19 protein-coding genes are annotated in these 21,801 nt (G+C 64.1%); 9 read left to right on the forward strand and 10 right to left on the reverse strand.

Going from position 1 to position 21,801, the window contains the following annotated elements; genetic code table 11:
- Positions 1-37: 37 nt before the first annotated feature.
- From DFR34_RS06440 to DFR34_RS06450, 3 genes are all read right to left on the reverse strand, one after another.
- Complete coding sequence (locus tag DFR34_RS06440) at positions 38-802, reverse strand: flagellar brake protein (RefSeq protein ID WP_146215069.1); 765 nt, start codon at positions 800-802, stop codon at positions 38-40.
- A 194-nt stretch (positions 803-996) separates the two neighbouring features.
- Complete coding sequence (locus DFR34_RS06445; RefSeq protein WP_110390337.1) at positions 997-1,608, reverse strand: SCO family protein; 612 nt, start codon at positions 1,606-1,608, stop codon at positions 997-999.
- A 104-nt stretch (positions 1,609-1,712) separates the two neighbouring features.
- On the reverse strand, positions 1,713-2,357 hold the full coding sequence (locus tag DFR34_RS06450) for a methyltransferase domain-containing protein (protein WP_110390338.1): 645 nt from the start codon (positions 2,355-2,357) through the stop codon (positions 1,713-1,715).
- A 98-nt stretch (positions 2,358-2,455) separates the two neighbouring features.
- Here DFR34_RS06450 and DFR34_RS06455 point away from each other — a divergent pair, with 98 nt between their 5' ends.
- The gene (locus DFR34_RS06455) at positions 2,456-3,373 is read left to right on the forward strand and encodes a WcbI family polysaccharide biosynthesis putative acetyltransferase (protein WP_110390339.1); all 918 of its coding nucleotides are present in this window, start codon (positions 2,456-2,458) and stop codon (positions 3,371-3,373) included.
- Positions 3,374-3,405: 32 nt separating this feature from the next.
- Here DFR34_RS06455 and DFR34_RS06460 read toward each other — a convergent pair whose 3' ends face one another.
- The 5 genes from DFR34_RS06460 to ilvB form a co-directional block, all read right to left on the reverse strand.
- Entirely contained in the window at positions 3,406-4,458 is a 1,053-nt protein-coding gene (locus tag DFR34_RS06460) for a class I SAM-dependent methyltransferase (RefSeq protein ID WP_110390340.1), read from the reverse strand.
- Positions 4,459-4,647: 189 nt separating this feature from the next.
- Positions 4,648-6,180 carry a GGDEF domain-containing protein gene (locus DFR34_RS06465; protein WP_110390341.1) on the reverse strand — a complete coding sequence of 511 codons (1,533 nt, stop codon included), beginning with the start codon at positions 6,178-6,180 and terminating at the stop codon, positions 4,648-4,650.
- 152 nt (positions 6,181-6,332) lie between these two features.
- On the reverse strand, positions 6,333-7,349 hold the full coding sequence (ilvC, locus tag DFR34_RS06470; protein WP_110390342.1) for a ketol-acid reductoisomerase: 1,017 nt from the start codon (positions 7,347-7,349) through the stop codon (positions 6,333-6,335).
- Between the two features lie 81 nt (positions 7,350-7,430).
- Complete coding sequence (ilvN, locus tag DFR34_RS06475) at positions 7,431-7,922, reverse strand: acetolactate synthase small subunit (RefSeq protein ID WP_110390343.1); 492 nt, start codon at positions 7,920-7,922, stop codon at positions 7,431-7,433.
- A gap of 15 nt (positions 7,923-7,937) precedes the next feature.
- Complete coding sequence (gene ilvB, locus DFR34_RS06480; protein WP_110390344.1) at positions 7,938-9,698, reverse strand: biosynthetic-type acetolactate synthase large subunit; 1,761 nt, start codon at positions 9,696-9,698, stop codon at positions 7,938-7,940.
- 201 nt (positions 9,699-9,899) lie between these two features.
- Between ilvB and DFR34_RS06485 the strand changes: the two genes are divergently transcribed.
- Genes DFR34_RS06485 through DFR34_RS06500 form a run of 4 tightly spaced genes read left to right on the forward strand, consistent with a single transcriptional unit; the run spans position 9,900 to position 11,968 of the window.
- The gene (locus DFR34_RS06485; RefSeq protein WP_110390345.1) at positions 9,900-10,487 is read left to right on the forward strand and encodes an RNA polymerase sigma factor; all 588 of its coding nucleotides are present in this window, start codon (positions 9,900-9,902) and stop codon (positions 10,485-10,487) included.
- 5 nt (positions 10,488-10,492) lie between these two features.
- Complete coding sequence (locus DFR34_RS06490) at positions 10,493-10,846, forward strand: DUF3619 family protein (protein WP_110390346.1); 354 nt, start codon at positions 10,493-10,495, stop codon at positions 10,844-10,846.
- 15 nt (positions 10,847-10,861) lie between these two features.
- Positions 10,862-11,431: a DUF3106 domain-containing protein gene (locus tag DFR34_RS06495; protein ID WP_158281750.1), complete on the forward strand. Its 570-nt coding sequence runs from the start codon at positions 10,862-10,864 to the stop codon at positions 11,429-11,431.
- A gap of 27 nt (positions 11,432-11,458) precedes the next feature.
- Positions 11,459-11,968 carry an RDD family protein gene (locus DFR34_RS06500; protein ID WP_110390348.1) on the forward strand — a complete coding sequence of 170 codons (510 nt, stop codon included), beginning with the start codon at positions 11,459-11,461 and terminating at the stop codon, positions 11,966-11,968.
- A gap of 108 nt (positions 11,969-12,076) precedes the next feature.
- Here the strand turns inward: DFR34_RS06500 and cphA are convergent, their stop codons facing one another.
- Together cphA and DFR34_RS06510 are read right to left on the reverse strand one after the other, a co-directional pair.
- Positions 12,077-14,629 carry a cyanophycin synthetase gene (cphA, locus tag DFR34_RS06505; protein WP_110390349.1) on the reverse strand — a complete coding sequence of 851 codons (2,553 nt, stop codon included), beginning with the start codon at positions 14,627-14,629 and terminating at the stop codon, positions 12,077-12,079.
- Between the two features lie 92 nt (positions 14,630-14,721).
- A complete protein-coding gene (locus DFR34_RS06510) occupies positions 14,722-17,346 on the reverse strand; it encodes a cyanophycin synthetase (protein WP_110390350.1) in 2,625 nt (874 codons plus the stop codon).
- 460 nt (positions 17,347-17,806) lie between these two features.
- On the opposite strand from DFR34_RS06510, the gene DFR34_RS06515 reads away from it, so the two are divergent.
- The 4 genes from DFR34_RS06515 (at position 17,807) to DFR34_RS06530 (ending at position 21,796) form a co-directional block, all read left to right on the forward strand.
- Positions 17,807-18,232 carry a DUF6088 family protein gene (locus tag DFR34_RS06515; RefSeq protein WP_110390446.1) on the forward strand — a complete coding sequence of 142 codons (426 nt, stop codon included), beginning with the start codon at positions 17,807-17,809 and terminating at the stop codon, positions 18,230-18,232.
- Complete coding sequence (locus DFR34_RS17730; protein WP_110390351.1) at positions 18,204-18,629, forward strand: nucleotidyl transferase AbiEii/AbiGii toxin family protein; 426 nt, start codon at positions 18,204-18,206, stop codon at positions 18,627-18,629. Before DFR34_RS06515 ends, DFR34_RS17730 begins: the two co-directional genes overlap by 29 nt.
- Positions 18,614-19,303, forward strand: a complete 690-nt coding sequence (locus DFR34_RS17735; protein WP_110390352.1) for a nucleotidyl transferase AbiEii/AbiGii toxin family protein — start codon at positions 18,614-18,616, stop codon at positions 19,301-19,303. Before DFR34_RS17730 ends, DFR34_RS17735 begins: the two co-directional genes overlap by 16 nt.
- A gap of 204 nt (positions 19,304-19,507) precedes the next feature.
- Positions 19,508-21,796, forward strand: a complete 2,289-nt coding sequence (locus DFR34_RS06530) for a cyanophycin metabolism-associated ABC transporter (RefSeq protein ID WP_110390353.1) — start codon at positions 19,508-19,510, stop codon at positions 21,794-21,796.
- The last annotated feature ends 5 nt before the right edge of the window (positions 21,797-21,801 follow it).

The raw sequence follows: 21,801 nt of genomic DNA on the forward strand, positions 1-21,801 counted from the left end.
CCGGTATGGCGGCCGGCAAGGCGCAGAGACGGTGTGTTCAGTCGTCGCGGCCCATGGCGCGGCGTTCGCGCTCTTGCTGGGCGATATAGCGTTGCACCAGGGTCTGCGCACGCGAATCCAGCTCGACAAATTCCACCCCCACTCGACGTTGCTCGGCGCCGCTGGTGCTGCGCGCCACCAGCTGATTACGCACTTTCAGCACCAGTGGAATCACGCCGTATTCGCGCAGGTCCAGTTCGCAATTATTGTAGATGGTGCCGATGTCAAAACCGGGGATGCGGGCATTGAGCACCAACGACAGCCCGCCCAGGCTGATGTCGTACACTTGCAAGGTAATGGCTGCGCCGCCCTGGTAGTTGTACAGCGTGCAGCTGACTGGCGCCGTGCTGGGCAACTGGATGCGGAAGAATTCGCGCCGTTGCAGTTTGGTCACTTCATTGGGCAGCGGCGCCATGAAGGCCATCTGGCCGTCGTAATCCACCGTGCTGACGTCTTCCAGCAGGAACTGGGTTTTCACTCCGCCGGGCGAGCAGGTGAACACCGTGCGCTCGCTCTTGAGCAACTGGCGATTGGCTTCCGAGTTGCCGCTCTGGCTGAAATACAGACAGAAGCTTTTTTGGTCCACGCCCAGCACGCGCGAGATGATGAAGCTGCGGCCGTGGTTGGAAAAAATGGTCACCGGCTCGCCGTTGCTGGCCAGCGCACGCAAATGATGAATGATGTCAGTGGCCGAGATGGTGGTGAACCGGGTGAGCTCTTCGGCGCCTTCGGCGGGCGCTTCGCCACGGGTGGATGCAGTCACGGTGATGGCCTTGGACGGTGAACAAAACGAGTGCCCTGTGACGACAGGCCCGGATCGCAAGCGATGCCGGGCGGACGAAAAGGGCGAAAAGGCCGCCAGACGACATGGGTCATACCGTGGTTTTACTTACGGCCTCTGACTAAATTTTACACGCTTTTAAGCCGCCCACAAAACCCGGTGCGCGCTTTATCAGGCTATTGCAGCAAGGCACGCAGATCGTGGGTGAAGGTCGCTGCACCACTGCCATAAGGCACTTCCACACGCAATTTTCCATCCCGGTCCAGCAGGTAAGCCCCGGCGCTGTGGTCCATGGTGTAGTCGCCGTTGGCGCCATCCTGACGGCGATACAAGGCGCGGAATTGCCCGGCTACACTGGCAATTTGCGCGGGCGAGCCGGTCAGGCCGATAAAGCGGGGGTCAAATGCCGGGGCATAACTTTTCAGCAGCGCCTGGGTGTCGCGCGCCGGGTCGATGGTGATGAACAGCACCTGCACCTGGTCGGCTTGCGGGCCGAGTTCACGCATGCTTTGCGCCAACTCGGCCAGCGTGGTCGGGCACACGTCCGGGCAGTGGGTATAGCCAAAGTACACCGCCACCGGTTTGCCGCGAAACTCGGACAGCTTGCGTGGCTGGCCGTTGTGGTCGGTGAGGGTGAAATCCTGAAGGGTAAGCGAGCCGCTGATATCCCGCCCCTGAAACGCCACGGCCGGCGGGCTGGGCGGCGTGGGTGAGCAGGCAGGCAGGGGGCAGGCCAGCGCGGCTGCGATGCAAACGTGGGTGAGCAGGCGGGCAAAAGGCAACGGCATGATTCAGGATCCGTAAAATCAGCGGTGAAAGCGGGTGGGAAGTGCGCAGCATAGCGTAATGCCAAGGGGCTTGGCTGCGGCGTTTTGTCGCAAGTGACCTGGGGTCAGCGGTGTTTCATCCGGTCTTCGCTGGCCGCCTGCCAGGCCAGCACCGCCTCGCTGCCATGCAGCCGGCCATTCATATAGCGCCCGACACGCTCCAGCATGCGCTGAGGGTGGCGGGCCAGCTCGGCGCGATCCTTGAGGAACACCGCCACCTGGTCGTTCCAGATGTCCTGGTCCTGATAGGCGGTGAATGACTCCAGCAGCACGCAGGCAAATCCACTGCGCTCGCCCCAGCGCGCCAGGGCCATACCGGCATCCGGGTAAAACCGCCAGCAGTCCACCGGGTAGCGGTGAAAATCGCCATTGGCCGGGGCATTCAGATACAGCAATCCGCCCGGCGCCAGCACGCGCAGCGCTTCGTTGAACATCAGCCAGAAAAATTCGATGTGCTCAAAACACGAGCTGCTGACCACCACATCCACGCTGGCGTCGGCAAACGGCAGGCGATACGGATCGTCCAGCACCACATCCACGCCGGGGCCAGGCACAAAATCCACGCCGATATAGCGGCAGCCGGCCGGCGCGCCATGGCGCAGGCTGCCATTGATGTCTTGCGCGCCGATATCAACGATGGTGACGTCGGCCTCGCGGCCAAGATAGGTGTCAAAAAACAGCTGTCCGTGTTTCAATGCGCTGACATGCATGATGATTCCTCAAATCTGTCTTGCCACTGGCGCTGCTGAGCTGCCGCCGCGAGGGGGCGGCAAGCGGCGTCTGGCGTTTTCTGGAGCACGCTGCACCCATGTTGTTTTACGGCAATCCGGCGCCCGACGCCGAGCTGGTGGTGATGTATGGCAACTGCCAAATCCCGTTTTTGGCCAGTTTGCTGGCCGCCGCCCATGGCGACAAAGGCTTTCTTTGTGTGCTCAACCACGCACTGCCCGGCGAAGAAGCCGACCGCCCCACCCCCGAGCAGATGCAGCGCTGCTGCCTGTATCTGGAACAATACGACAGCCAGTTTGATCTGGCCGCCTGGGGTGTGCCGCCAGAGATTGAGCGCTATGGCCTGCCTTTGCGCCGCTACCTGCGCGAGCATTGTCCGCCCGCGTGCCCCATTCTGATCTATCCCAGTTTTGTGATGACCTGCATGTGGCCGTTTGCCGTCACCAGCGACCCGCGCAATGTGCCCGAGCCCAAGCATGTCTGGGGGCGTTATCCCTATGGCAACCGGGTGGCGCTGGAAGTGGCGGCCAGCGGCTTGCGCGGCGCGCAGGGGCTGGCCGCCTATCAGCAACAGTCGGCGGCGCAGATGCCGGATTTGACCGCCCTGCTGGCGCGGGCCGAGCGCAAGCTGTGGCACCGTGACGCGCAGTGCGACGTCAAAATTGGCGACTATGTGTGGAGCAATTTCCGTGAGCGCCATCTGTTTCTGGCGTACGCCCATGTCCGCGCCGAAGCGATTGGTGAGTTGGCGCAGCGGCTGTGGCGCGCCGTGCAGCCGCTGCTGGGCGGTGATGCCGACGCTGCCTGGCGGCGCTTGAACGCCGCCATCGACGCCATGCCTGATATGGATACCATGGAAGAGCCGATCGACCCGCTGGTCGCCCAAGAGCTGGGGTTGAAATTCTACCAGCCGGACATGCGCTTTCGCTGGTTTGACCAGCGCTGGACCTTTGCCGAGTACATCACCCGCTATATCGACTACGACACCTCCTGGTAAGCCGTGCTCGCCATGCTCTTCTGGCGGTGCGCTCAGGCGCGGCGGCGCAGCACCACCACATCCTGATGGCCGGCCATCGCCTCGATGATGTCCAGCACGTCAAAATACCGCCCCCAGTGCGCCAGGATGTAATCCGGGGCATGCAGCACATCCGGGCCGCTGGGCGTGGGGCTGTCCAGTCCGGCATGGCCGGCCATATCATGCCAGCCGGTGCGGTGGGCTTCCAGCTTGTGCACCATGGGCGTGCGATAGAGCGCCATATGGGTCAGCCCCTGCACTGACAGCAACAGCAGTGCGCCGGGGCGGGTGAGGCGTTGCAGCTCGGCCAGCCAGGCATCCTGCTCGGCTTCGCTCAGGTGCGGCAGCATCGACAGGCCCAATACCAGATCGAATTGTCCGCTGGCCAGCGTGTCTCCCATGGCGACAAAGTGGGCCGCTGGCAGGGCGGTGCGGCAATACTGCATATGCGCCGGCTGGCTGCCCATGCCGGTCACGGCCGGGCCTTGCCCTACCAGATAGCGGGTCAGCCGGCCCACGCCACAGCCCCAATCCAGAATCGCGGTAAACGATGACAAGGGGCGGCTAAAGCGTTCGCTCAGCAGATGGGCAAAGCGCGCCACCATGGTGGCGCCGCCCAGGCAAAAGGCCTGAGGGTCTGGCGTGCCGATCACCTGGGCAATCAGTTCTGCCGGCGGTAAGGGGGATTCCTGGGCGGGATCCGCCAGAAACCAGGCGGTGCGGTAAGACCAGGCATGTTCGCCAGCGGGGCCGGTGACATTGAAGCGTGCCCAGCCGCCAGGAAAGCTCAGTCCGCCGTCCGTCAGATAATGCCGGCAACGAAAGCGTGAATGGGCTGCCTGTGGCACGTCGGGAAACACCGTCAGCAGGTCGGGCGAGGGCAACGGCCATTCCAGTACGTCAAAATCCACGCCATTGACCAAAAAGCGGCACTGCGTCTGCGCATCCCACACCCCGAGCGCCCAGCCTTCCATCAGCAGACTGTCAGCGTCCAGCGTGATGCGATCCGGCATCCAGCGCAGATGCCTGGCTACGGCCAACTGCAAATCGGCCTCGTAAAGCGTCATGATGAAAATCCAGGCAGAGGAATGGCCGCATTATGGCATGCGCTGGGTGTCAGCCGCGCATGACGGCAGTACCGGCTGAAGGGGTGGCTCGTTCCTGTCGTTCACAACATCTGCCTGACGTTGCTGTTTCCTGTCCTGTCTGCGGCCACACCGGGCCAGGAGCGCTGCGCTGGGTTGGGTGAGCGACTCTTAGGGTGTGCCGCTGTGCGCTGTGGACGAAGCTTCTGCCGCCATGACCGCTACCCGATTACGGCCATCGGCCTTGGCCTGATAGAGCGCGCGGTCGGCACGTTGCAGCAGACTTTCCAGTCCTTCGTCATTCGCGTCCAGCATGGCCACGCCAATGCTGACAGTGAATGATACCGGCGCATCGCCATCGTTGAGCGCGCGCACGCAGCTGGCGGCCAGGACGCGCACGCGCTCGGCCAGGGTTTGGGCGCCGGCCAGGTCGGTTTCCGGCAGGATGGCGGCAAATTCTTCGCCACCCAGGCGGCCGCCGTGATCTTGCTGGCGAATGGTGTCGCACAGCAGCCGCGCCATCACCTGAATCACCCGGTCACCCGTGGCGTGGCCCCAGCGGTCGTTGATGTGCTTGAAGTGATCAATATCCACCATCAGCACCGACAAGGGCCGCTGGTAGCGCCGCGCGCGCGCCACTTCAGCGGCGCCGGTTTCCATCAGTTGCCGGCGATTGGCCACGCCGGTGAGCTCGTCGGTGATGGCCAGCCGGCGCATGGCTTCGCTGTGGCGCAGTACGGTGAGGTGGGCGCGCAGAACCAGCACGGCCAAGACGCCCAGCACGGCAAAGCCAATCAAAAACTGCCAGCCACGGTGCCACCAGCCGGTCAGAATGCGGCTTTTGTCGAAACCCACCATGGCAATGAACGGAAAGCGTTCCAGTCGGCTCAGGCCAAAGATGCGCTCGCGATGGTCAAGGGGTGACGTGGCCCAGAACATGGTGGTGCGTTCCATCTGGACAAAAGGCGGATAGCCGGGCGGCGGCGAGGTGGGTTTACCCATGGCGGCGGGCAGCGGCGGGTTGCGTGCCAGTACGATGCCATCGTTGTCAACAATGGCCATTAAATCATTGGGTTCCAGCGAGAAAGATTCAATCCAGCGCTGGGCATGGCCCAGATCCATCACTGCCATCACCCCGCCCAGCAGGCGGCCTTGATCGTCGCTGAGGGTGCGCGACATCAGCACCACCGGCTGACCGCTGGCCGAGCGTTCGGCGGGCATGTACTGAATGTGCAGCGGTTCGCTGAAATTCACCTGCCCACTGTCGCAAAAGCGCTGCTGGCTGCGAAAGCCCAGTAATTGCGGCCGCGATGCCACGGCGGTAAAGATGCAGTTGTGGTCAAACAACACCAGATCTTCCAGGCCGGATACGGTGGTCAGTTTTTCGTGCAACAGCTTGTGCAGTTGGCGCTGGCGGGCCTTGGCGTGATCTGCGGACGGGTTTAAATCCTGCGTGGGGTCGATCCGGCCGGCAATATCGCGCAAGACATAATCTGCCGACAAAAAAGCATCGCCAAACACACTGCTGAGCAACTGGCTTTTATGCAGCGCCAGCCGGCCCATTTCATCCAGCGTGCGTGCCCGTTCGTGCAGAAAATCCAGCGCCAGCCAGCTGCCGAACAGGCCCAGAAACACCAGCGTGCCGGCGTACAGCGTCCAGCGGCGGCGTGTTGAGTGAGCAAGGTCGGAAGAAAAAATTGCCATGATGCCAGCTGGGGGTGAGTGCGGAGCAAGTCAGAAATTTGTCATGAACAGTGTACTGTGTCAGCCGGGGGATTTCGAGCACAGCATTTTGTTCACATATGAAAAACCCCGCCGGGTGGCGGGGTTGTGGCAGATGCCAGACAGCAGACAGATCAGTTCTTGGCCTGATCCACCAGCTTGTTCTTGGCGATCCACGGCATCATGGCGCGCAGCTGAGCGCCGACCTTTTCGATCTGGTGATCGGCGGTCAGGCGGCGGCGAGCGGTCATGCTCGGGTAGTTGGTCTTGCCTTCCAGGATGAACATCTTGGCGTATTCGCCGGACTGGATGCGATACAGGGCTTTCTTCATCGCTTCCTTGGTGGCGGCGGTCACCACTTCCGGGCCGGTCACGTATTCGCCATATTCGGCGTTGTTGGAGATCGAGTAGTTCATGTTGGCGATGCCGCCTTCGTACATGAGGTCCACGATCAGCTTCAGTTCGTGCAGGCACTCGAAGTAGGCCATTTCCGGGGCGTAGCCGGCTTCAACCAGGGTTTCAAAACCAGCCTTGACCAGTTCCACGGCGCCGCCGCACAGCACGGCTTGTTCGCCGAACAGGTCGGTTTCGGTTTCTTCGCGGAAGTTGGTTTCGATCACGCCGCCCTTGGTGCCGCCATTGGCTGCAGCGTAGGACAGGGCGATGTCGCGGGCCTTGCCGGAGTTGTCCTGGTAGACAGCGATCAGGGTCGGCACGCCGCCGCCCTTGACGTATTCGGAGCGCACGGTGTGGCCCGGGCCTTTCGGGGCCACCATGATCACGTCCACATCAGCCGGCGGCACGATCTGGTTGTAATGGATGTTGAAGCCGTGGGCAAACGCCAGGGCGGAACCTTTTTTCAGGTTCGGGGCGATGTCGTTGCGGTAGACGTCCGGTTGGGATTCGTCCGGCAGCAGAATCATCACCACGTCGGCCTTTTTCACGGCGTCGGCGACTTCTTTGACCTTGTGGCCAGCGTTCTCGGCTTTTTTCCAGGAGGCGCCGTCCTTGCGCAGGCCCACCACGACGTCCACGCCGGAATCCTTCAGGTTCTGGGCGTGGGCGTGGCCTTGCGAGCCGTAACCGATGATGGCGACCTTCTTGCCCTTGATGATGGAGAGATCGGCGTCCTTGTCGTAAAACACTTGCATGTTGGGTGTCCCCTGCTGTTTCTGTAAATAAAGTTCAATGCCGGGCAAGATTGCCCGGCGGGGTGCGATTGTTAAGCGGCGTCACACCTTGAGGATGCGTTCGCCGCGACCAATGCCGGATGCGCCGGTGCGGACCGTTTCCAGGATCACTGTGCGGTCCAGGGCGTCGATAAAGGCGTTGAGCTTGTCGCTCGTGCCGGTTAACTCGACAGTGTAGGTCTTTTCGGTCACGTCGATAATGCGGCCACGGAAAATATCCGTCATCCGCTTCATTTCTTCGCGGTCCTTGCCGGCGGCGCGGACCTTGATCAGCATCATTTCGCGCTCGACGTGCTCGGATTCGTTCAGGTCGATCACCTTCACCACTTCGATCAGCTTGTTCAGCTGCTTGGTGATCTGCTCGATCACCTCGTCCGAGCCGTGGGTGACGATGGTCATCCGCGACAGGGTCGGGTCTTCGGTGGTGGAGACGGTCAGCGAGTCAATGTTGTAGGCGCGCGCGGAAAACAGCCCGACCACGCGGGACAGCGCCCCGGCTTCGTTTTCAATCAGGATGGAAAGAATGTGTCGCATGGTGCCGTGTTCTTTTTAGCTCAGGTTGCCGTAGTCGCGGTCGTAGGGCGGAACGCCCAGCTGCAGATCGCGCATGTGCGGGGGCAGATCCATCTGGTTCAGGCCCTTGCCATTGCCCACCATCGGGAAGACGTTGGCCTTCTGGTCGGTGAGGAAGTCGAGGAACACCAGGCGTTCTTTCAGCTTCATGGCTTCGCGCAGCGCCGGCTCGACGTCGGCCGGGCGCTCGATGCGCATGCCGACATGGCCATAGGCCTCGGCCAGCTTGACGAAGTCAGGCAGCGCGTCCATGTAGGATTCGGAATAACGATTGCCGTAGAAGAATTCCTGCCACTGGCGCACCATGCCCAGATAACGGTTGTTCAGGTTCACGATCTTCACCGGCACATGGTACTGCTTGCAGGTGGAGAGTTCCTGAATATTCATCTGGATCGACGCTTCGCCGGTGATGCAGGCCACGGTGGCGTCCGGGTTGGCCAACTGCGCGCCCATGGCGGCCGGCAGGCCAAAGCCCATGGTGCCCAGACCGCCGGAATTGATCCACTGCTTGGGGCGGTCGAACTTGTAATACTGGGCGGCAAACATCTGGTGCTGGCCGACGTCGGAGGTGACGATGGCGTCGCCACCCGTCACTTCCCACAGCTTTTGCACCACAAACTGCGGCTTGATGATGTCTTCCGGCTGGTCAAACCATAGCGACTGCGGCGCGCGCCAGGCTTCCACCTGCGTCCACCAGTTGCCCAGCGCCTCGGCGTCCGGGCGCACATCGCCAGCCTTGAGCTGGGCGATCATCTCGACCAGCACGTCCTTGACGTTGCCGACGATGGGGATGTCCACCTTCACGCGCTTGGCGATCGACGACGGGTCGATGTCGATGTGAATGATTTTTTTCGGCTGCGCCAGAAAGTGCGATGGCACGCTGATCACGCGGTCGTCAAAGCGCGCGCCGATGGCCACCAGCACATCACAGTACTGCATGGCCATATTGGCTTCGTAAGTGCCGTGCATGCCCAGCATGCCGACAAACTGCGGGTCGGTGCCCGGATAGGCGCCCAGACCCATCAGCGTGTTGGTGCACGGGGCGTTGATCAGGCGCACCAGCTCGCGCACTTCTTCGCTGGCGTTGGCCAGCACGGCGCCGCCGCCGACATACACAAACGGGCGCTTGGCCTCGCCCAGCAGGTTGACGGCTTTTTTGATCTGACCCGGATGGCCCTTGTTGATCGGCACATACGAGCGGATATTGACCGAATCCGGATACTGGAAGTCGGTCTTGGCGATGGTGACGTCCTTGGGGATGTCCACCACCACCGGGCCGGGACGGCCAGTGCTGGCGATGTAGAACGCCTTTTTCATGGTGGCAGCCAGGTCGTTGACGTCCTTGACCAGGAAGTTGTGCTTCACGCACGGGCGGGTGATGCCCACCATGTCCACTTCCTGGAAGGCGTCCAGGCCAATGGCCGGCGTGCCCACCTGACCGGAGATCACCACCATCGGAATCGAATCCGAGTAGGCGGTGGCAATGCCGGTGACCGCATTGGTGGCGCCCGGACCGGAAGTCACCAGCGCCACGCCCACCTTGTTGCTGGAGCGCGAATACCCGTCAGCCGCGTGTACGGCCGCCTGTTCGTGACGCACCAACACATGTCTGAAGCTATCTTGCTGAAAGATAGCGTCATAGATTTCCAACACCGCGCCGCCGGGGTAGCCGAAAACAAATTCGACGCCTTCCTCCTGCAAGCAGCGCACGACGATTTCCGCGCCCGAGATCTGCATAATGCCTCTTGAAGTCCTGCTAGTTCATGCCCTTGTAAAAAAATGAACTTATCTTATCCGGCAAAGCATGGTCAAGCCATTTGTTGGGCTGCAACATGGCGACATCCGACCCATTCGGCCCGCCCGCCCCGGCTACCGGCCCGGCGTGGCTTTTGATACCATGGCCGCTCGTAGCAAACCGGCAGAGCCCAGCGCGATTTCATGGCCACCCCAACCGAGATGACCACCTTCCTGGCGGAAGTGGAGCGCCGCGCGTTCAAGCAGGCCCTGTATGCCACCCACGATGAAGACCACGCACTGGACATCGTGCAGGATGCCATGCTCAAGCTGGCTGACCGCTACGCCCACGCCCCCGCCGAAGAACTGCCGCTGCTGTTTCAGCGCATTCTGCAAAACACCATTCGTGACCACTACCGGCGCAGCCAGGTGCGCAACCGCTGGGTGAGCCTGTTTTCCCTGTTGCGCCCCAGCCATGGCGCCCATGTCGATGCCGATGGGGAACACGATGGCCTGGACCCGGACGAACTGCTGGCCGGTGACGCCGACAGCCACCCCACCACCCCCGAAGACTGGCTGGCGCGCAAGCAATTGGCCGAACAACTGGACGCCGCGCTGGAAAATTTGCCTCTGCGTCAACGGCAAGCCTTCCTGCTGCGTTATTGGGAAGGAATGGACGTGGCCGACACTGCCGCCGCCATGGGCTGCTCGCAAGGCAGCGTGAAAACCCACTGCTCCCGCGCCACCCACGCCCTGGCGGCCTGGCTGTCGCGGCACGGCGTGACACTCTGACCATCATGAAATACGACGCTCTTCAACGCCTACTGGTTGAACACCTGAATTCGCGCCCCGTGCCGCCGCATGCTGCCGCCCGGCTGGCGCGTGTACGCGCCGCCGCGCTGGCCCGCCATGCCCAGCGCCAGCGCCAGCGTGTGCGCCTGCCTGAAGCGCTGGGCCGCTGGCTGACCGCACACAATGCCGCCGCCCGGCGCAGCGCCTGGGCCATGGCCATGGTCACCGCACTGTCGGTCGGCTATCTGGGCTGGGCCGAATGGCGCACCCCCAGCGAGGCCGATGTGGACATTGCCCTGCTCACCAGCGATTTGCCGGTAGAAGCCTACCTGCACCCCAACTTCACCCGAGATCTGTAAGCCATGCGCTGGCGCTTGCTTGTTTGCCCTTGCCGTTTTGCTGTCAGCCTGGCGTGTGCAAGCCTGGCGCTGAGCGCGGCGCATGCGGGGCCAGCCGTGGCGCAGCCGCCAGCGCCAGCCGCCAGCCCCGCGGCCACGCCAGCCGCCAAGCCCGCACCAGCGGGGCCGCTGTGGCACGAGCTCACCGCCCAGCAACGCCAGATTCTGGCGCCAGTGATCAACGAATGGAACGGCTTTTCCAAGCACAAAAAACAACGGCTGATTAATATTGCCAAGCGCTACCCGGACATGAGCGCTGACGAGCAAGCCAAAATCCAGGCCCGGTTGCCGCACTGGCTGGAGTTGCCGCAAACCTCGCGCGATGAAGCGCGCGTCAACATGAAAAAGCTGCTGCAACTGCCGCCGGATGAGCGCAAGCGCACCGAAGAAAAACTGCGCGCCAAACTGACGCCGCCGCCAACCGTCGCCCCACTGGCGGCCACGCCTGTCACGGCTGCGCCCGCCTCCACGCCGGCCGCCCCCGCCGCCCTGGTGAGCTCTCCGCCCGTCTCCCCCCCAGCCGAAGCGGCAAAACCGCTACAATAAGCCGTTTCGACTTCGCCCGACTCGGTCATGACCCCATTCACGCTTGCCGGCAAACTGCGCCGGCTGGGCAGCCTGCTCTACGAAGCCCTGCTGCTGGCCGCCCTGCTGCTGGCCGCCGCCGCGCTGTTTCAACCGCTGTTTGCCTGGCTGGGCCAAGCGGCCTGGCTGCATGCGCTATTCCGGCTTTATCTGTTGGCCGTGCTGTATTTTTACTGCGACTGGTCCTGGCGGCGCGGTGGGCAAACCCTGGCGATGAAAACCTGGAAAATCCGCCTGGCCCGCGCCGACGGCCAAGCGCTGGACCGCCGCAGCGCCGCCCTGCGCTTTGCCGTGCTGGCCGCCCTGCTGATTGGCTTTCCGGCGCTGTCCTACCTGGCCTGGGGCCGCGTGCTGGCGCCCAAACAAGCCGGCATCGTCGCCGCCCTGTGGCTGCTGCTGCCCTACGGCTGGGCCTGGCTCGACCCGGACGGCCAATTCCTGCACGACCGCCTGGCCAAAACCCGGCTGATTCTGGCTCCACCGCGCAAGGCGGGGTGATAGCGCGGTGATGAAACAGGCCACGCCGTCGCCGGCGTGGCCTGTATTTTTCCCTCTGGCTATCACGGGCAGCGCGTTTCAGCTTACCACCCGTCACCTCACCCTACCTCAACTCACCTCCGCCACCCGCTTGGCGATATGCGCCAGGGCTTCTTCCACCTGATCGACCAGGATCAGGCACAAATCACCCGGATTCAGTTGGGCCAGCGCGCGGTCGATGGCGTTGAATTCGCCCTGGATTTCTTCGCTGTGGCGGGTGCGCGGGGCGTCTTGCAGGCCTTGGCGCAGCAGGGCGAGCACTTCGCCGTCGGCGCGGCCGCGTTGGCAGGCGTCCTGGTAGAGGATCACCGAATCAAACGCTGCGCCGAGGATGCGGGTTTGGTCGCGGATGTCTTGGTCGCGGCGGTCGCCGGCGCCGCTGATCACCACGCTGCGGCGTTCGCTGGGCAGGTTGTCGATGGCTTGCACCAGGGCCAGCATGGCGTCCGGGTTGTGGCCGTAGTCGGCGATGACCATCGCGCCCTGGTAGTTAAAGGTGTTGAAGCGGCCCGGCGCGGTGGCGGCGTCGTTGATGAACGAGGCCAGGCCGGCGTGCACCACTGGCCATTCCAGGCCCAGCGCCCAGGCGGCGGCGACGGCGGCCATGGCGTTTTCCACCTGAAAACCAATGCGTCCGCCCTGGGTGAGTGGGATTTCGGTCAGGGCGATGCGGTGGCGCATTTCGCCCTGAGCGGCGACGATCTGGCCGTCTTCCAGATAGACAATGCGGTGGCCCTGGGCGCGGTGGGTGGCCATCACCGGGTGGTTGCGGTCGCGGGCAAAGAAGGTCACGCCGCCGGGGCAGCTGGCGGCCATCGCCACCACGCTGGGGTCGGCGGCGTTGAGCACGGCCATGCCGCTGGGGGCGACATTTTGCACAATCACCCGCTTGACCACGGCCAGGTCTTCCACCGTGGTGATGTAGTTCAGGCCCAGGTGGTCGCCAGCACCGATATTGGTGACCACGGCCACATCGCAGCGGTCAAAGGCCAGGCCTTCGCGCAGCACGCCGCCACGGGCGGTTTCGAATACGGCGGCGTCCACTTCCGGGTGCATCAGCACGCTGCGCGCGCTGCGCGGGCCAGAGCAATCGCCGGTGTCGATGCGGCGGCGCTGGATATACACGCCGTCGGAGTTGGTCATGCCCACGCGCAGGCCCTTGCTGCCCAAGAGATGGGCGATCAGGCGCACGGTGGTGGTTTTGCCATTGGTGCCGGCCACCGCCACCACCGGGATGCGGCCGTTGTCGTGCGCCGGGTACATGGTGTTGATGATGGCTTCGCCGACGGCGCGGCCCTTGCCGAACGACGGCGCCAGGTGCATGCGCAGGCCGGGGGCGGCGTTGACTTCGACAATGCCGCCGCCTTGTTCTTCCAGCGGTTTCAGCACGGTTTCGCAAATCACGTCCACGCCGCAGATGTCCAGGCCGACCATGCGCGCGGCGGCCACCGCGCGGGCGGCGACTTCCGGGTGCACGTCGTCGGTGACGTCGGTGGCGCTGCCGCCCGTGCTCAGGTTGGCGTTGTTGCGCAACACCACGCGCTGGCCCTTGGCCGGCACGGTGTCGGCGTGCAGTTTTTGCCGGGCCAGGGTGGCCAGGGCGATGTCGTCAAAGCGGATTTTGGTCAGCGAGGTGGCGTGGCCGTCGCTGCGCAGCGGGTCGCGGTTGACGATGTCCACCAGCTCGCGGATGGTGTGCACGCCATCGCCAATTACCTGCGGCGGGTCGCGGCGGGCGGCGGCCACCAGTTGGTGGCCGATCACCAGCAGGCGGTAATCGTGGCCGGGCAGGTAGCGCTCGACCATCACATCATCGCGAAACTCCACCGCCACGGCGTAGGCGGCCATGATTTCTTCGCGGCTGGACAGATTCACCGCCACGCCCTTGCCCTGGTTGCCGTCGCGCGGCTTGACCACTACCGGCCCGCCCAGCTCGCAGGCGGCGGCCCAGGCGTCTTCGGCGTCGCTGACCGAGCGGCCATTGGGCACCGGCACGCCAGCGGACTCCAGCAGCATCTTGGTGAGTTCTTTATCCTGGGCGATGGATTCGGCAATGGCGCTGGTGCGGCTGGTTTCGGCTGCCTGAATGCGCTGCTGGCGGCTGCCCCAGCCAAATTGCACCAGGCTGCCGTCGGTCAGCCGGCGGAAAGGAATGCCGCGCGCCACGGCGGCGTCGACAATCGCGCCAGTGCTCGGCCCCAGGCGCACGTCTTCGTCCAGCTCGCGCAGTTGGGCCAGCGCGGCGTCCAGCTCAAACGGCGCGTCGTTCATCGCCGCTTCGCACAGCTGGCAGGCCAGGTCAAACGCCAGGCGGCCGACGGCTTCTTCGCTGTATTCCACCACCACTTGATAGATGCCGGGTTCGACGGTTTCCGTGGTGCGGCTGAAAGTCACCGGGCAGCCGGCTTGCGCTTGCAGCGCCAGGGCGGCGGCCTCCAGCGCGCTGGCCAGCGAGCGGCCGATTTCGCCAATGGCCGGAAAGCGCGCGCGCAGCGCGGCTTCAAAGCCGGCGCGCTCGTCAATGGCGCATTCTGCCGGGGTGCACGACACCACGGCTTCGATGGCGGTGTGTCGGCTCCACAGATTGGGGCCGCGCAGGGCGCGGATGCGGGAAACGTCCATAGCTTGAGAATGTTCCTTGATGCCCGGTGGTCCCACCGCATGCGGCGGGCAACCGTTATTGTTTGTCTGGTGTTGTGTCTCGGTCTGATGCCTCAGGCCTGGCCCGCCCACTGGCGCGCCAGCTCCAGCGCCAGCAGGCCTCCCTCGGGGCCTTCTCCGGTTTGAATCCACAGCAGGTCGGCGCTGCCGGTCAGCGCCGCCAGCGCCTGGCTGATGGCCAGACGCGGGTCGTCCTGACGCTGACAGCCGTTCAGCCGCTCGCCATGCAGCGCAGCGGTGAACGTCTCCTGTGCGTCGGCTGCCACTTGCACGGTCAGGCTGGCGTCGGTGGTCAGCGTCAGTTGGTCAAAGCCCGCCGCCAGCACGGCAGCCTGGGCTTGCCAATCTTCGCTGCGGCGCGGCGCGCCCAGCGCGCACACCGCATGCCGGCGCGCTGCCGGAAAGGCGTCCAGCGCCTCAATCAGCGCGCGCATGGCGTCGGCGTTGTGGGCGTCGTCCACCACCACGGTGGCTTCGCCGCGACGGAACACGGTAAAGCGGCCCGGCACACCGGCCTGGCCAACGTCAAAAGTGTCCACGCCGGTGCGCATCAGGTCCTCGCTCAGGCCCAGCGCCCAGGCGGCGGCCAGCGCGGCCAGCAGGTTGTCCAGCTGAAAGCCGACGCGGCCGTCGTAGCTCAGCGGCACATCGGCGGCCACGCCCAGCGTCTGGCGCTGCTCGCGGCCCTGCGCCAGCACAATCTGGCCGTCTTCCAGCAGCACGGCGCGCCCGCCGGCAGCCAGATGGCCGTCGATCACCGCATTGCGGGCGCGGGCAAAATAGATCACCTCGCCATCGCACAGCTCGGCCATCTCCACCAATTGCGGGTCGGCGGCGTTCAGCACGGCGGCGCCGCCCGGCAGCACCACGTCCACCAGGGTGCGCCAGACAGTGAACAGCTGTTCCGGCTGTTCGATGTAGTAGTCGCCCAGATGGTCGCCAGCGCCAATGCCGGTCAGCACCGCCACCTGGCAGCGGTCGTAGGCCAGGCCTTCGCCCAAGATGTGGCGGCTGTCGCTTTCGATCACTGCCGCTTCGATGCTGCGGTTGATCAGGCATTTGCGCGCGGCTTCCCAGCCGCAGCCATCGCCACGGCCGATGCGGCGCTGATCAAAATACAGGCCGTCGCTGCACGACAGCGCCACGCGCTTGTCGCTCAGCCGCAGCAGGCTGGCCACCAACTGCGCCACCACGGTTTTGCCATTGGTGCCGCCCACCGCCACCACCGGGATGCGGCCGTCGTTGCCCGCCGGGAACAGGCTGTCAACAATGGCGCGGCCCACCGGGCGCGGTTCGCCAAATTCGGGTTTCAGGTGCATCAGCAGGCCGGGGCCGGCGTTGACTTCCACAATCGCCCCGCGCTGTTCCGCCAGCGGGCGGGAGATGTCTTCTGCCACCACGTCCACCCCGGCGATGTCCAGCCCCACCACGCGCGCCGCCAGCACGGCGGCGGCGGCCACGTCCGGGTGCACCAGGCTGGTGATGTCGCAGGTCATATTGCCGTTGCGCTGCACCAGCACGCGCTGGCCGGCCGGCGGGATGGACTGGCCATCGTAGCCCTGGCGCGACAGCTCCAGCCGGGCGGCGGGTTCGCGCTCCAGCAGAATCGGGGTGAGCGGGAATTCTTCTTCTTCGCCGCGACGCGGGTCGGTGTTGAGCTGGCTGTTGATCAGCTCGACAATGGTCGAGCGGCCATCGCCCACCACGGCGGCTTCTTCGCCGCGCGCGGCGGCGGCCAATTTGCCGCCGACCACCAGCAGACGGTGTTCAGCGCCAAAAATAAAGCGTTCGACAATTACCCCGCTGCCTTCGGCGCGCGCCACCGGGTAGGCGGCCATCACTTCTTCGCGCGAATTCAGGTTGGCGCACACGCCACGGCCATGGTTGCCGTCATACGGCTTGACCACCACCGGCAGGCCGATGTCTTCGGCGGCGTCCCAGGCGTCTTCCGGGCTGTCCACCAGCCGGCCTTCAGGAATCGGCACGCCGCAATAGCCCAGCAGCTGCTTGGTGAGGTCTTTGTCGCGGGAAATCCCCTCGGCAATCGCGCTGGTCTGGTCGGTTTCGGCGGTCCAGATGCGGCGCTGGTTCACGCCATAGCCCAATTGCACCAGATTGCCGTCGTTCAGCCGCATCGACGGAATGCCGCGATCAGTGGCGGCATCGACAATGCTCGCCGTGCTCGGCCCCAGACAGTGCGAATCCACCATATCGCGCAGCTCGGCCACCGCCGCAGCCACGTCAAACGGGCGGTCTTCGATGGCGGCCATCAGCAGCGCGCGCGCGGTGTTCAGCGCAGCGCGCGACACGGTTTCGTTGCGGGCGCGGATCGCCACCTTGTACACCCCGCGCGGCCCGGCTTCGCGCGCCTTGCCAAACCCCGCCTGCATGCCGGCCAGGTTTTGCAGCTCCAGGGTGACGTGCTCAAGGATGTGGCCCATCCAGGTGCCATCGCGCAGCCGCTGCAAAAAGCCGCCGCGCTCGCCAATGCTGCACCGATGTTCAACCAGCGACGGCAACCAGGCGCTCAGGCGCTCGTTAAAGCCGGGCAAGGTGTTGGAAGGAAAATCCTCCAGCTCACCGATATCAATCCAGGCTTCCAGCACCGGGCGGTAGGTCCAGATGTTAGGTCCGCGCAGGGACAGGACATCGAGAAATTCAATGTCTTTCTTTTTCATAGGCTTGGCAGAAACACAACAGGGGGTCGGGACGCAAAATTCACACACGCGGGCCATTGGGCCGGCGCACCGGGTCAGACACTTGCCGCACCCGGACGCAAGGCCATAACACATCTTTAACGCAGCAGCGGCTGTCAGGTTTACCCAGCTTTACAAAAATTGCACGGCGCCCGCCACGGCTCTTGTCGTGGCGGCGTGACGGCGCGCCCGCGCATGACGTGCATCAGCGCCGCTCACAAACCCCTCCTGGCGTTGTTGTGCGGCCTGGCGGTAGTGCTTGCACTGTCTGCGGCTGCGCGCCTAGCCAGGATCGCTGCGCTGAGCTTGTGTGAGCGGCGCCAAGTGTCAATGCGCTGTGTGTGCTGTATTTTGTGATTGTTTTTATTGGATATATTTGCCAATATTGGCCTAGGTGAGAGTGGATCAATGCTGGTGTTTGATGACCGTGGCGGAGGAGTTTATGTCTCGTTTCAGCATCAAGGCGCGCATGCAGCGCTCGATTGCCCTGCGTAAGGGCGAGGTGGTGTTGCGCGCCGACTTTGCCCAACTGGGCAGCCCCAGCCAGATCAGCCGGGCGCTCAAGGCGCTACAGGCCGAGGGCAGAATTGTCCGGCTGGGTTATGGCGTCTATGCCAAGGCGCGCCCGAGTGTTTTGTCCGGCAGGCCTATTCCGCGTGTGACATTGGCTGAGCTGGCGCAGGAAACCCTGCGCAAACTGGGCGCGCCCGCCGAACTGGGCCGGGCGCAACAAGCCTACGCCCAGGGCAGGAGGACGCAGATTCCGGCGCACACCACGTTCAACACCGGGCAGCGGCGCATTTCCCGAAAAATCACAGTAGGCATCAGCACGGTGCGTTATGAAAACGATTACAAACCAAGAGCATGATTGGATCGCCAGCGCGATAGGTGAGGGGCTGACTTCGCTGGTCGAAGGTGTGGTTGAAAAAGACCTGCTGGTCACCCAGGTGTTGCACACCATCGCCAGCGCCGACAGCGGCGGCATTCAACTGGTGTTTTGTGGCGGCACTTGCCTGGCCAAGGCGCATGGTCTGATCCAGCGCATGTCGGAAGACATCGATTTCAAGTTGATTGTGCTAGCGGCTTTGTCTCGCAGCGCCCGCAGCCGCTGCCTTAGAGCCGCCCACAAAACTCTCCTGTCGTCGTTACGCGGCCTTGCCGTGCTGCTTGCACTGTCTGCGGCCGCGCGCCTAGCCAGGACCGCTTCGCTGAGTTTTGTGAACGACTCGTTAGCCAGTTTAAAAAACGCATCGCCGACACACTAAACGCCGCAGGCTTTGTCACGCCGGCCGAGCACATCATCGCCCGCGACGAGAACAACTACATTGCGCTGAATGTGCACTACGCCAGCCGGTTTACCCCGGTGGCCAGCCTGCGCCCGGAAATCAAAATAGAGCTCAATGCCCGTCCGCCGGTGTTGCCCACCGTATCGCGCCCAATTCGTTCGATGCTGGACGCCTTGCTGCAAGCGCCGACGCCGGGCGAGCCCATGTCGTGCATCAGTGTGCAAGAGACCCTGGCAGAAAAAATACTCTCGTTTTTGCGCCGCACGGCGCAGGCTTTGGCAGAGCGCAATCGCGCAGAATATGACGACAGGCTCATTCGTCACGTCTATGACGTTCACGCCATCGCGCATGGCTGCCCCGGCTTGGTTGAGACCTTGCCGCACGCGCACTTTGCGACGCTGACCCACGCCGACGCCGCGCAATACCGCAATCAATATCCCGAATTTGCCGACGACCCGCTCGGGCAGATGCGTCTTGCCCTGGCCGCCTTGCAAGATGACACGGCCGGTTTTGCCCACGACTACCGGCAATTTGCCGATGAACTGGTGTTTGGGCCGCCCGTGGCTTTTGCCGATGCCCGTGCGGCGTTTGTCGCACTGGCCCAGCCGCTGCTCAGCGCTGCGCACAAAACGCAGCAAAGCGATCCTGGCTAGGCAGACGGCTCAAACCCTACCCGCACGCCAGGGGGCGCGTGAGCGGCGCCAAGCCAGCCATCGCGCCGATTTCAGTTATACTTCCCGGCAACCCTGCATCGCGCCCACGCGCCGATGCCCTGTCGGCCCCGGGCGCTTCGTCCGGGGCCACGGCTTTTGGGCGTTGCGCCAGAAGCCGGCTGAATTTGCGGATGCCGCCCGAACATGAACGCCAACACCCTTTCCCTGCCCGCCGGCCCGGATCTGCCAGACATCTGGCTGCCGGCCGTGCGCGGCCAGCTTGCCGCAGGTGAAAACCTGCTGGGCTGGCTGGAGCTGGATCTCGACGCCGAGCTGCGTTTTGCCCATGGTTTGATTGCGCTGACCGACCGCCGCCTGCTGAGCTGGGGCGAGGCCGGCGGCGCCGCGCGCGCCTGGCCGCTGAGCGCCGCGCTGGAGCTGCGCCACCACGACCATGCCGGCGTGGTCAATCTGGAGCTGTGCGACGCCAGCCAGCGGCTGGCGCAATGGCGCTACACGCTGAACGTCAACGCCCAGGCGCTGCGGCTGCTGGCGCAGTGGGAGGCGCAGCTGCATCTGCTGCGCCACGGCGCGCCGGAAGACAGCGACGAAGACGAAACCCCATGCTGCCCCAGCTGCCATAACCCGCTGCCGCCCGATCAGGACGACTGCCCGGTGTGCGCCCGCGAGCTGCACACGCCGCCGTCCACCTGGACCTTGCTGCGGCTGTGGCGCTTTGCCCGGCCCTACCGCTGGCAGTTGCTGGGCGGGTTTTTACTGACGCTGGCGTCCACCGCCGCCACCCTGGTGCCGCCCTACCTGACCATGCCGCTGATGGACAATGTGCTGATTCCGTTCCAGAACGGCAAGCCCATCGACTGGCCGCTGGTCAGCCGCTATCTGGGCGGGCTGTTTGCCGCCGCCGGGCTGGCCTGGGTGCTGGGCTGGCTGCGCACCTATATTCTGGCGCTGGTGTCCGAGCGCATCGGCCGCGATTTGCGCACCACCACCTATGAGCACTTGCTGAAGTTGTCGCAGGAGTATTTTGGCGGCAAGCGGACGGGCGACCTGATGGCGCGGATTGGCTCGGAAACCGACCGCATCAATGTGTTTTTGTCGCTGCATCTGCTGGACTTCGCCACCGATGTGCTGATGATCGTCATGACCTCGGCGATTTTGTTTTCCATCAACCCCTGGCTGGCGATTGTCACCCTGGCGCCGCTGCCGTTTATCGCCTGGCTGATTCACTATGTGCGCGACAAGCTGCGCACCGGCTTTGAAAAAGTGGACCGGGTGTGGGCGGAAGTCACCAATGTGCTGGCCGACACCATCCCCGGCATTCGCGTGGTCAAGGCCTTTGCCCAGGAGCAGCGCGAGGCCGAGCGTTTTCGCGAGGCCAACCGCCATAATCTGGCCATCAACGACCGGCTGAACAAAACCTGGTCTTTGTTTTCGCCCACCGTCACCCTGCTGACCGAAGTCGGCCTGCTGGTGGTGTGGGCGTTTGGCATCTGGCAGATTTCCAAGGGCGACATCACCGTCGGCGTGCTGACCGCCTTCCTGGCCTATATCAGCCGCTTTTACACCCGGCTGGATTCGATGAGCCGGATTGTCTCGGTCACGCAAAAAGCGGCGTCGGGCGCCAAGCGGATTTTTGACATTCTCGACCATGTTTCCAGCGTGCCCGAGCCGGCCAAGCCAGTGCATCTGCCGCAGATTTCCGGGCGCATCGAGCTGCGCGATGTGGGCTTTCGCTATGGCAACCGCGCGGTCAGCCGGGGCGTCAGCCTGGATATTCAGCCTGGCGAGATGATTGGCCTGGTCGGGCATTCCGGCTCGGGCAAGAGCACGCTGGTGAACCTGATCTGCCGGTTTTACGATGTGTCGGAAGGATCGATTCGCGTCGATGGCGTGGACATCCGCTCGCTGCCGGTGGCGGAATACCGCCGCAATATCGGCCTGGTGTTGCAAGAGCCCTTCCTGTTTTTTGGCACCATTGCCGAGAACATCGCCTACGGCAAGCCGGACGCCAGCCGCGAAGAAATCATCGCCGCCGCCCGCGCCGCGCACGCGCACGAATTCATCCTGCGCCTGCCGCATGGCTATGACTCGCTGGTGGGCGAGCGCGGCCAGGCGCTGTCTGGCGGCGAGCGCCAGCGCATTTCGATTGCCCGCGCGCTGCTGATCAACCCGCGCATTTTGATTCTGGACGAGGCGACTTCTTCGGTGGATTCCACCACCGAAAAAGAAATCCAGAAGGCGCTGGATAATCTGGTCAAGGGCCGCACCACGATTGCCATTGCCCACCGCCTGTCCACCCTGCGCAAGGCCGACCGGCTAGTGGTGCTGGATCGTGGCCGCGTGGTGGAAGAAGGCAGCCACGACGCGCTGATGGCGCGCCAGGGCGCTTACTGGCAGCTGTACCAGGCGCAGGCGCGCCAGGCCGAGGCCGACCGCGCCGAAGCGGCGGCCGAATGGGGCGTGGCGCCCTGATTGGC

This window comes from Rivihabitans pingtungensis, from assembly GCF_003201855.1.
Taxonomy (GTDB): Bacteria; Pseudomonadota; Gammaproteobacteria; order Burkholderiales; family Aquaspirillaceae; genus Rivihabitans; species Rivihabitans pingtungensis.

Bases quoted from the DNA above. Each gene is read 5' to 3' on its own strand.
- DFR34_RS06445 (WP_110390337.1), bottom strand. From the start codon at position 1,608: ATGCCGTTGCCTTTTGCCCGCCTGCTCACCCACGTTTGCATCGCAGCC.
- DFR34_RS06530 (WP_110390353.1), top strand. From the start codon at position 19,508: ATGAACGCCAACACCCTTTCCCTGCCCGCCGGCCCGGATCTGCCAGAC.
- DFR34_RS06500 (WP_110390348.1), top strand. From the start codon at position 11,459: ATGACCCCATTCACGCTTGCCGGCAAACTGCGCCGGCTGGGCAGCCTG.
- DFR34_RS06455 (WP_110390339.1), top strand. From the start codon at position 2,456: ATGTTGTTTTACGGCAATCCGGCGCCCGACGCCGAGCTGGTGGTGATG.
- DFR34_RS06515 (WP_110390446.1), top strand. From the start codon at position 17,807: ATGTCTCGTTTCAGCATCAAGGCGCGCATGCAGCGCTCGATTGCCCTG.
- DFR34_RS06490 (WP_110390346.1), top strand. From the start codon at position 10,493: ATGAAATACGACGCTCTTCAACGCCTACTGGTTGAACACCTGAATTCG.
- ilvN (WP_110390343.1), bottom strand. From the start codon at position 7,922: ATGCGACACATTCTTTCCATCCTGATTGAAAACGAAGCCGGGGCGCTG.
- ilvC (WP_110390342.1), bottom strand. From the start codon at position 7,349: ATGCAAGTGTTTTACGACAAGGACGCCGATCTCTCCATCATCAAGGGC.
- ilvB (WP_110390344.1), bottom strand. From the start codon at position 9,698: ATGCAGATCTCGGGCGCGGAAATCGTCGTGCGCTGCTTGCAGGAGGAA.
- cphA (WP_110390349.1), bottom strand. From the start codon at position 14,629: ATGGACGTTTCCCGCATCCGCGCCCTGCGCGGCCCCAATCTGTGGAGC.
- DFR34_RS06485 (WP_110390345.1), top strand. From the start codon at position 9,900: ATGGCCACCCCAACCGAGATGACCACCTTCCTGGCGGAAGTGGAGCGC.
- DFR34_RS06450 (WP_110390338.1), bottom strand. From the start codon at position 2,357: ATGCATGTCAGCGCATTGAAACACGGACAGCTGTTTTTTGACACCTAT.
- DFR34_RS06460 (WP_110390340.1), bottom strand. From the start codon at position 4,458: ATGACGCTTTACGAGGCCGATTTGCAGTTGGCCGTAGCCAGGCATCTG.
- DFR34_RS17730 (WP_110390351.1), top strand. From the start codon at position 18,204: ATGAAAACGATTACAAACCAAGAGCATGATTGGATCGCCAGCGCGATA.
- DFR34_RS06510 (WP_110390350.1), bottom strand. From the start codon at position 17,346: ATGAAAAAGAAAGACATTGAATTTCTCGATGTCCTGTCCCTGCGCGGA.
- DFR34_RS06465 (WP_110390341.1), bottom strand. From the start codon at position 6,180: ATGGCAATTTTTTCTTCCGACCTTGCTCACTCAACACGCCGCCGCTGG.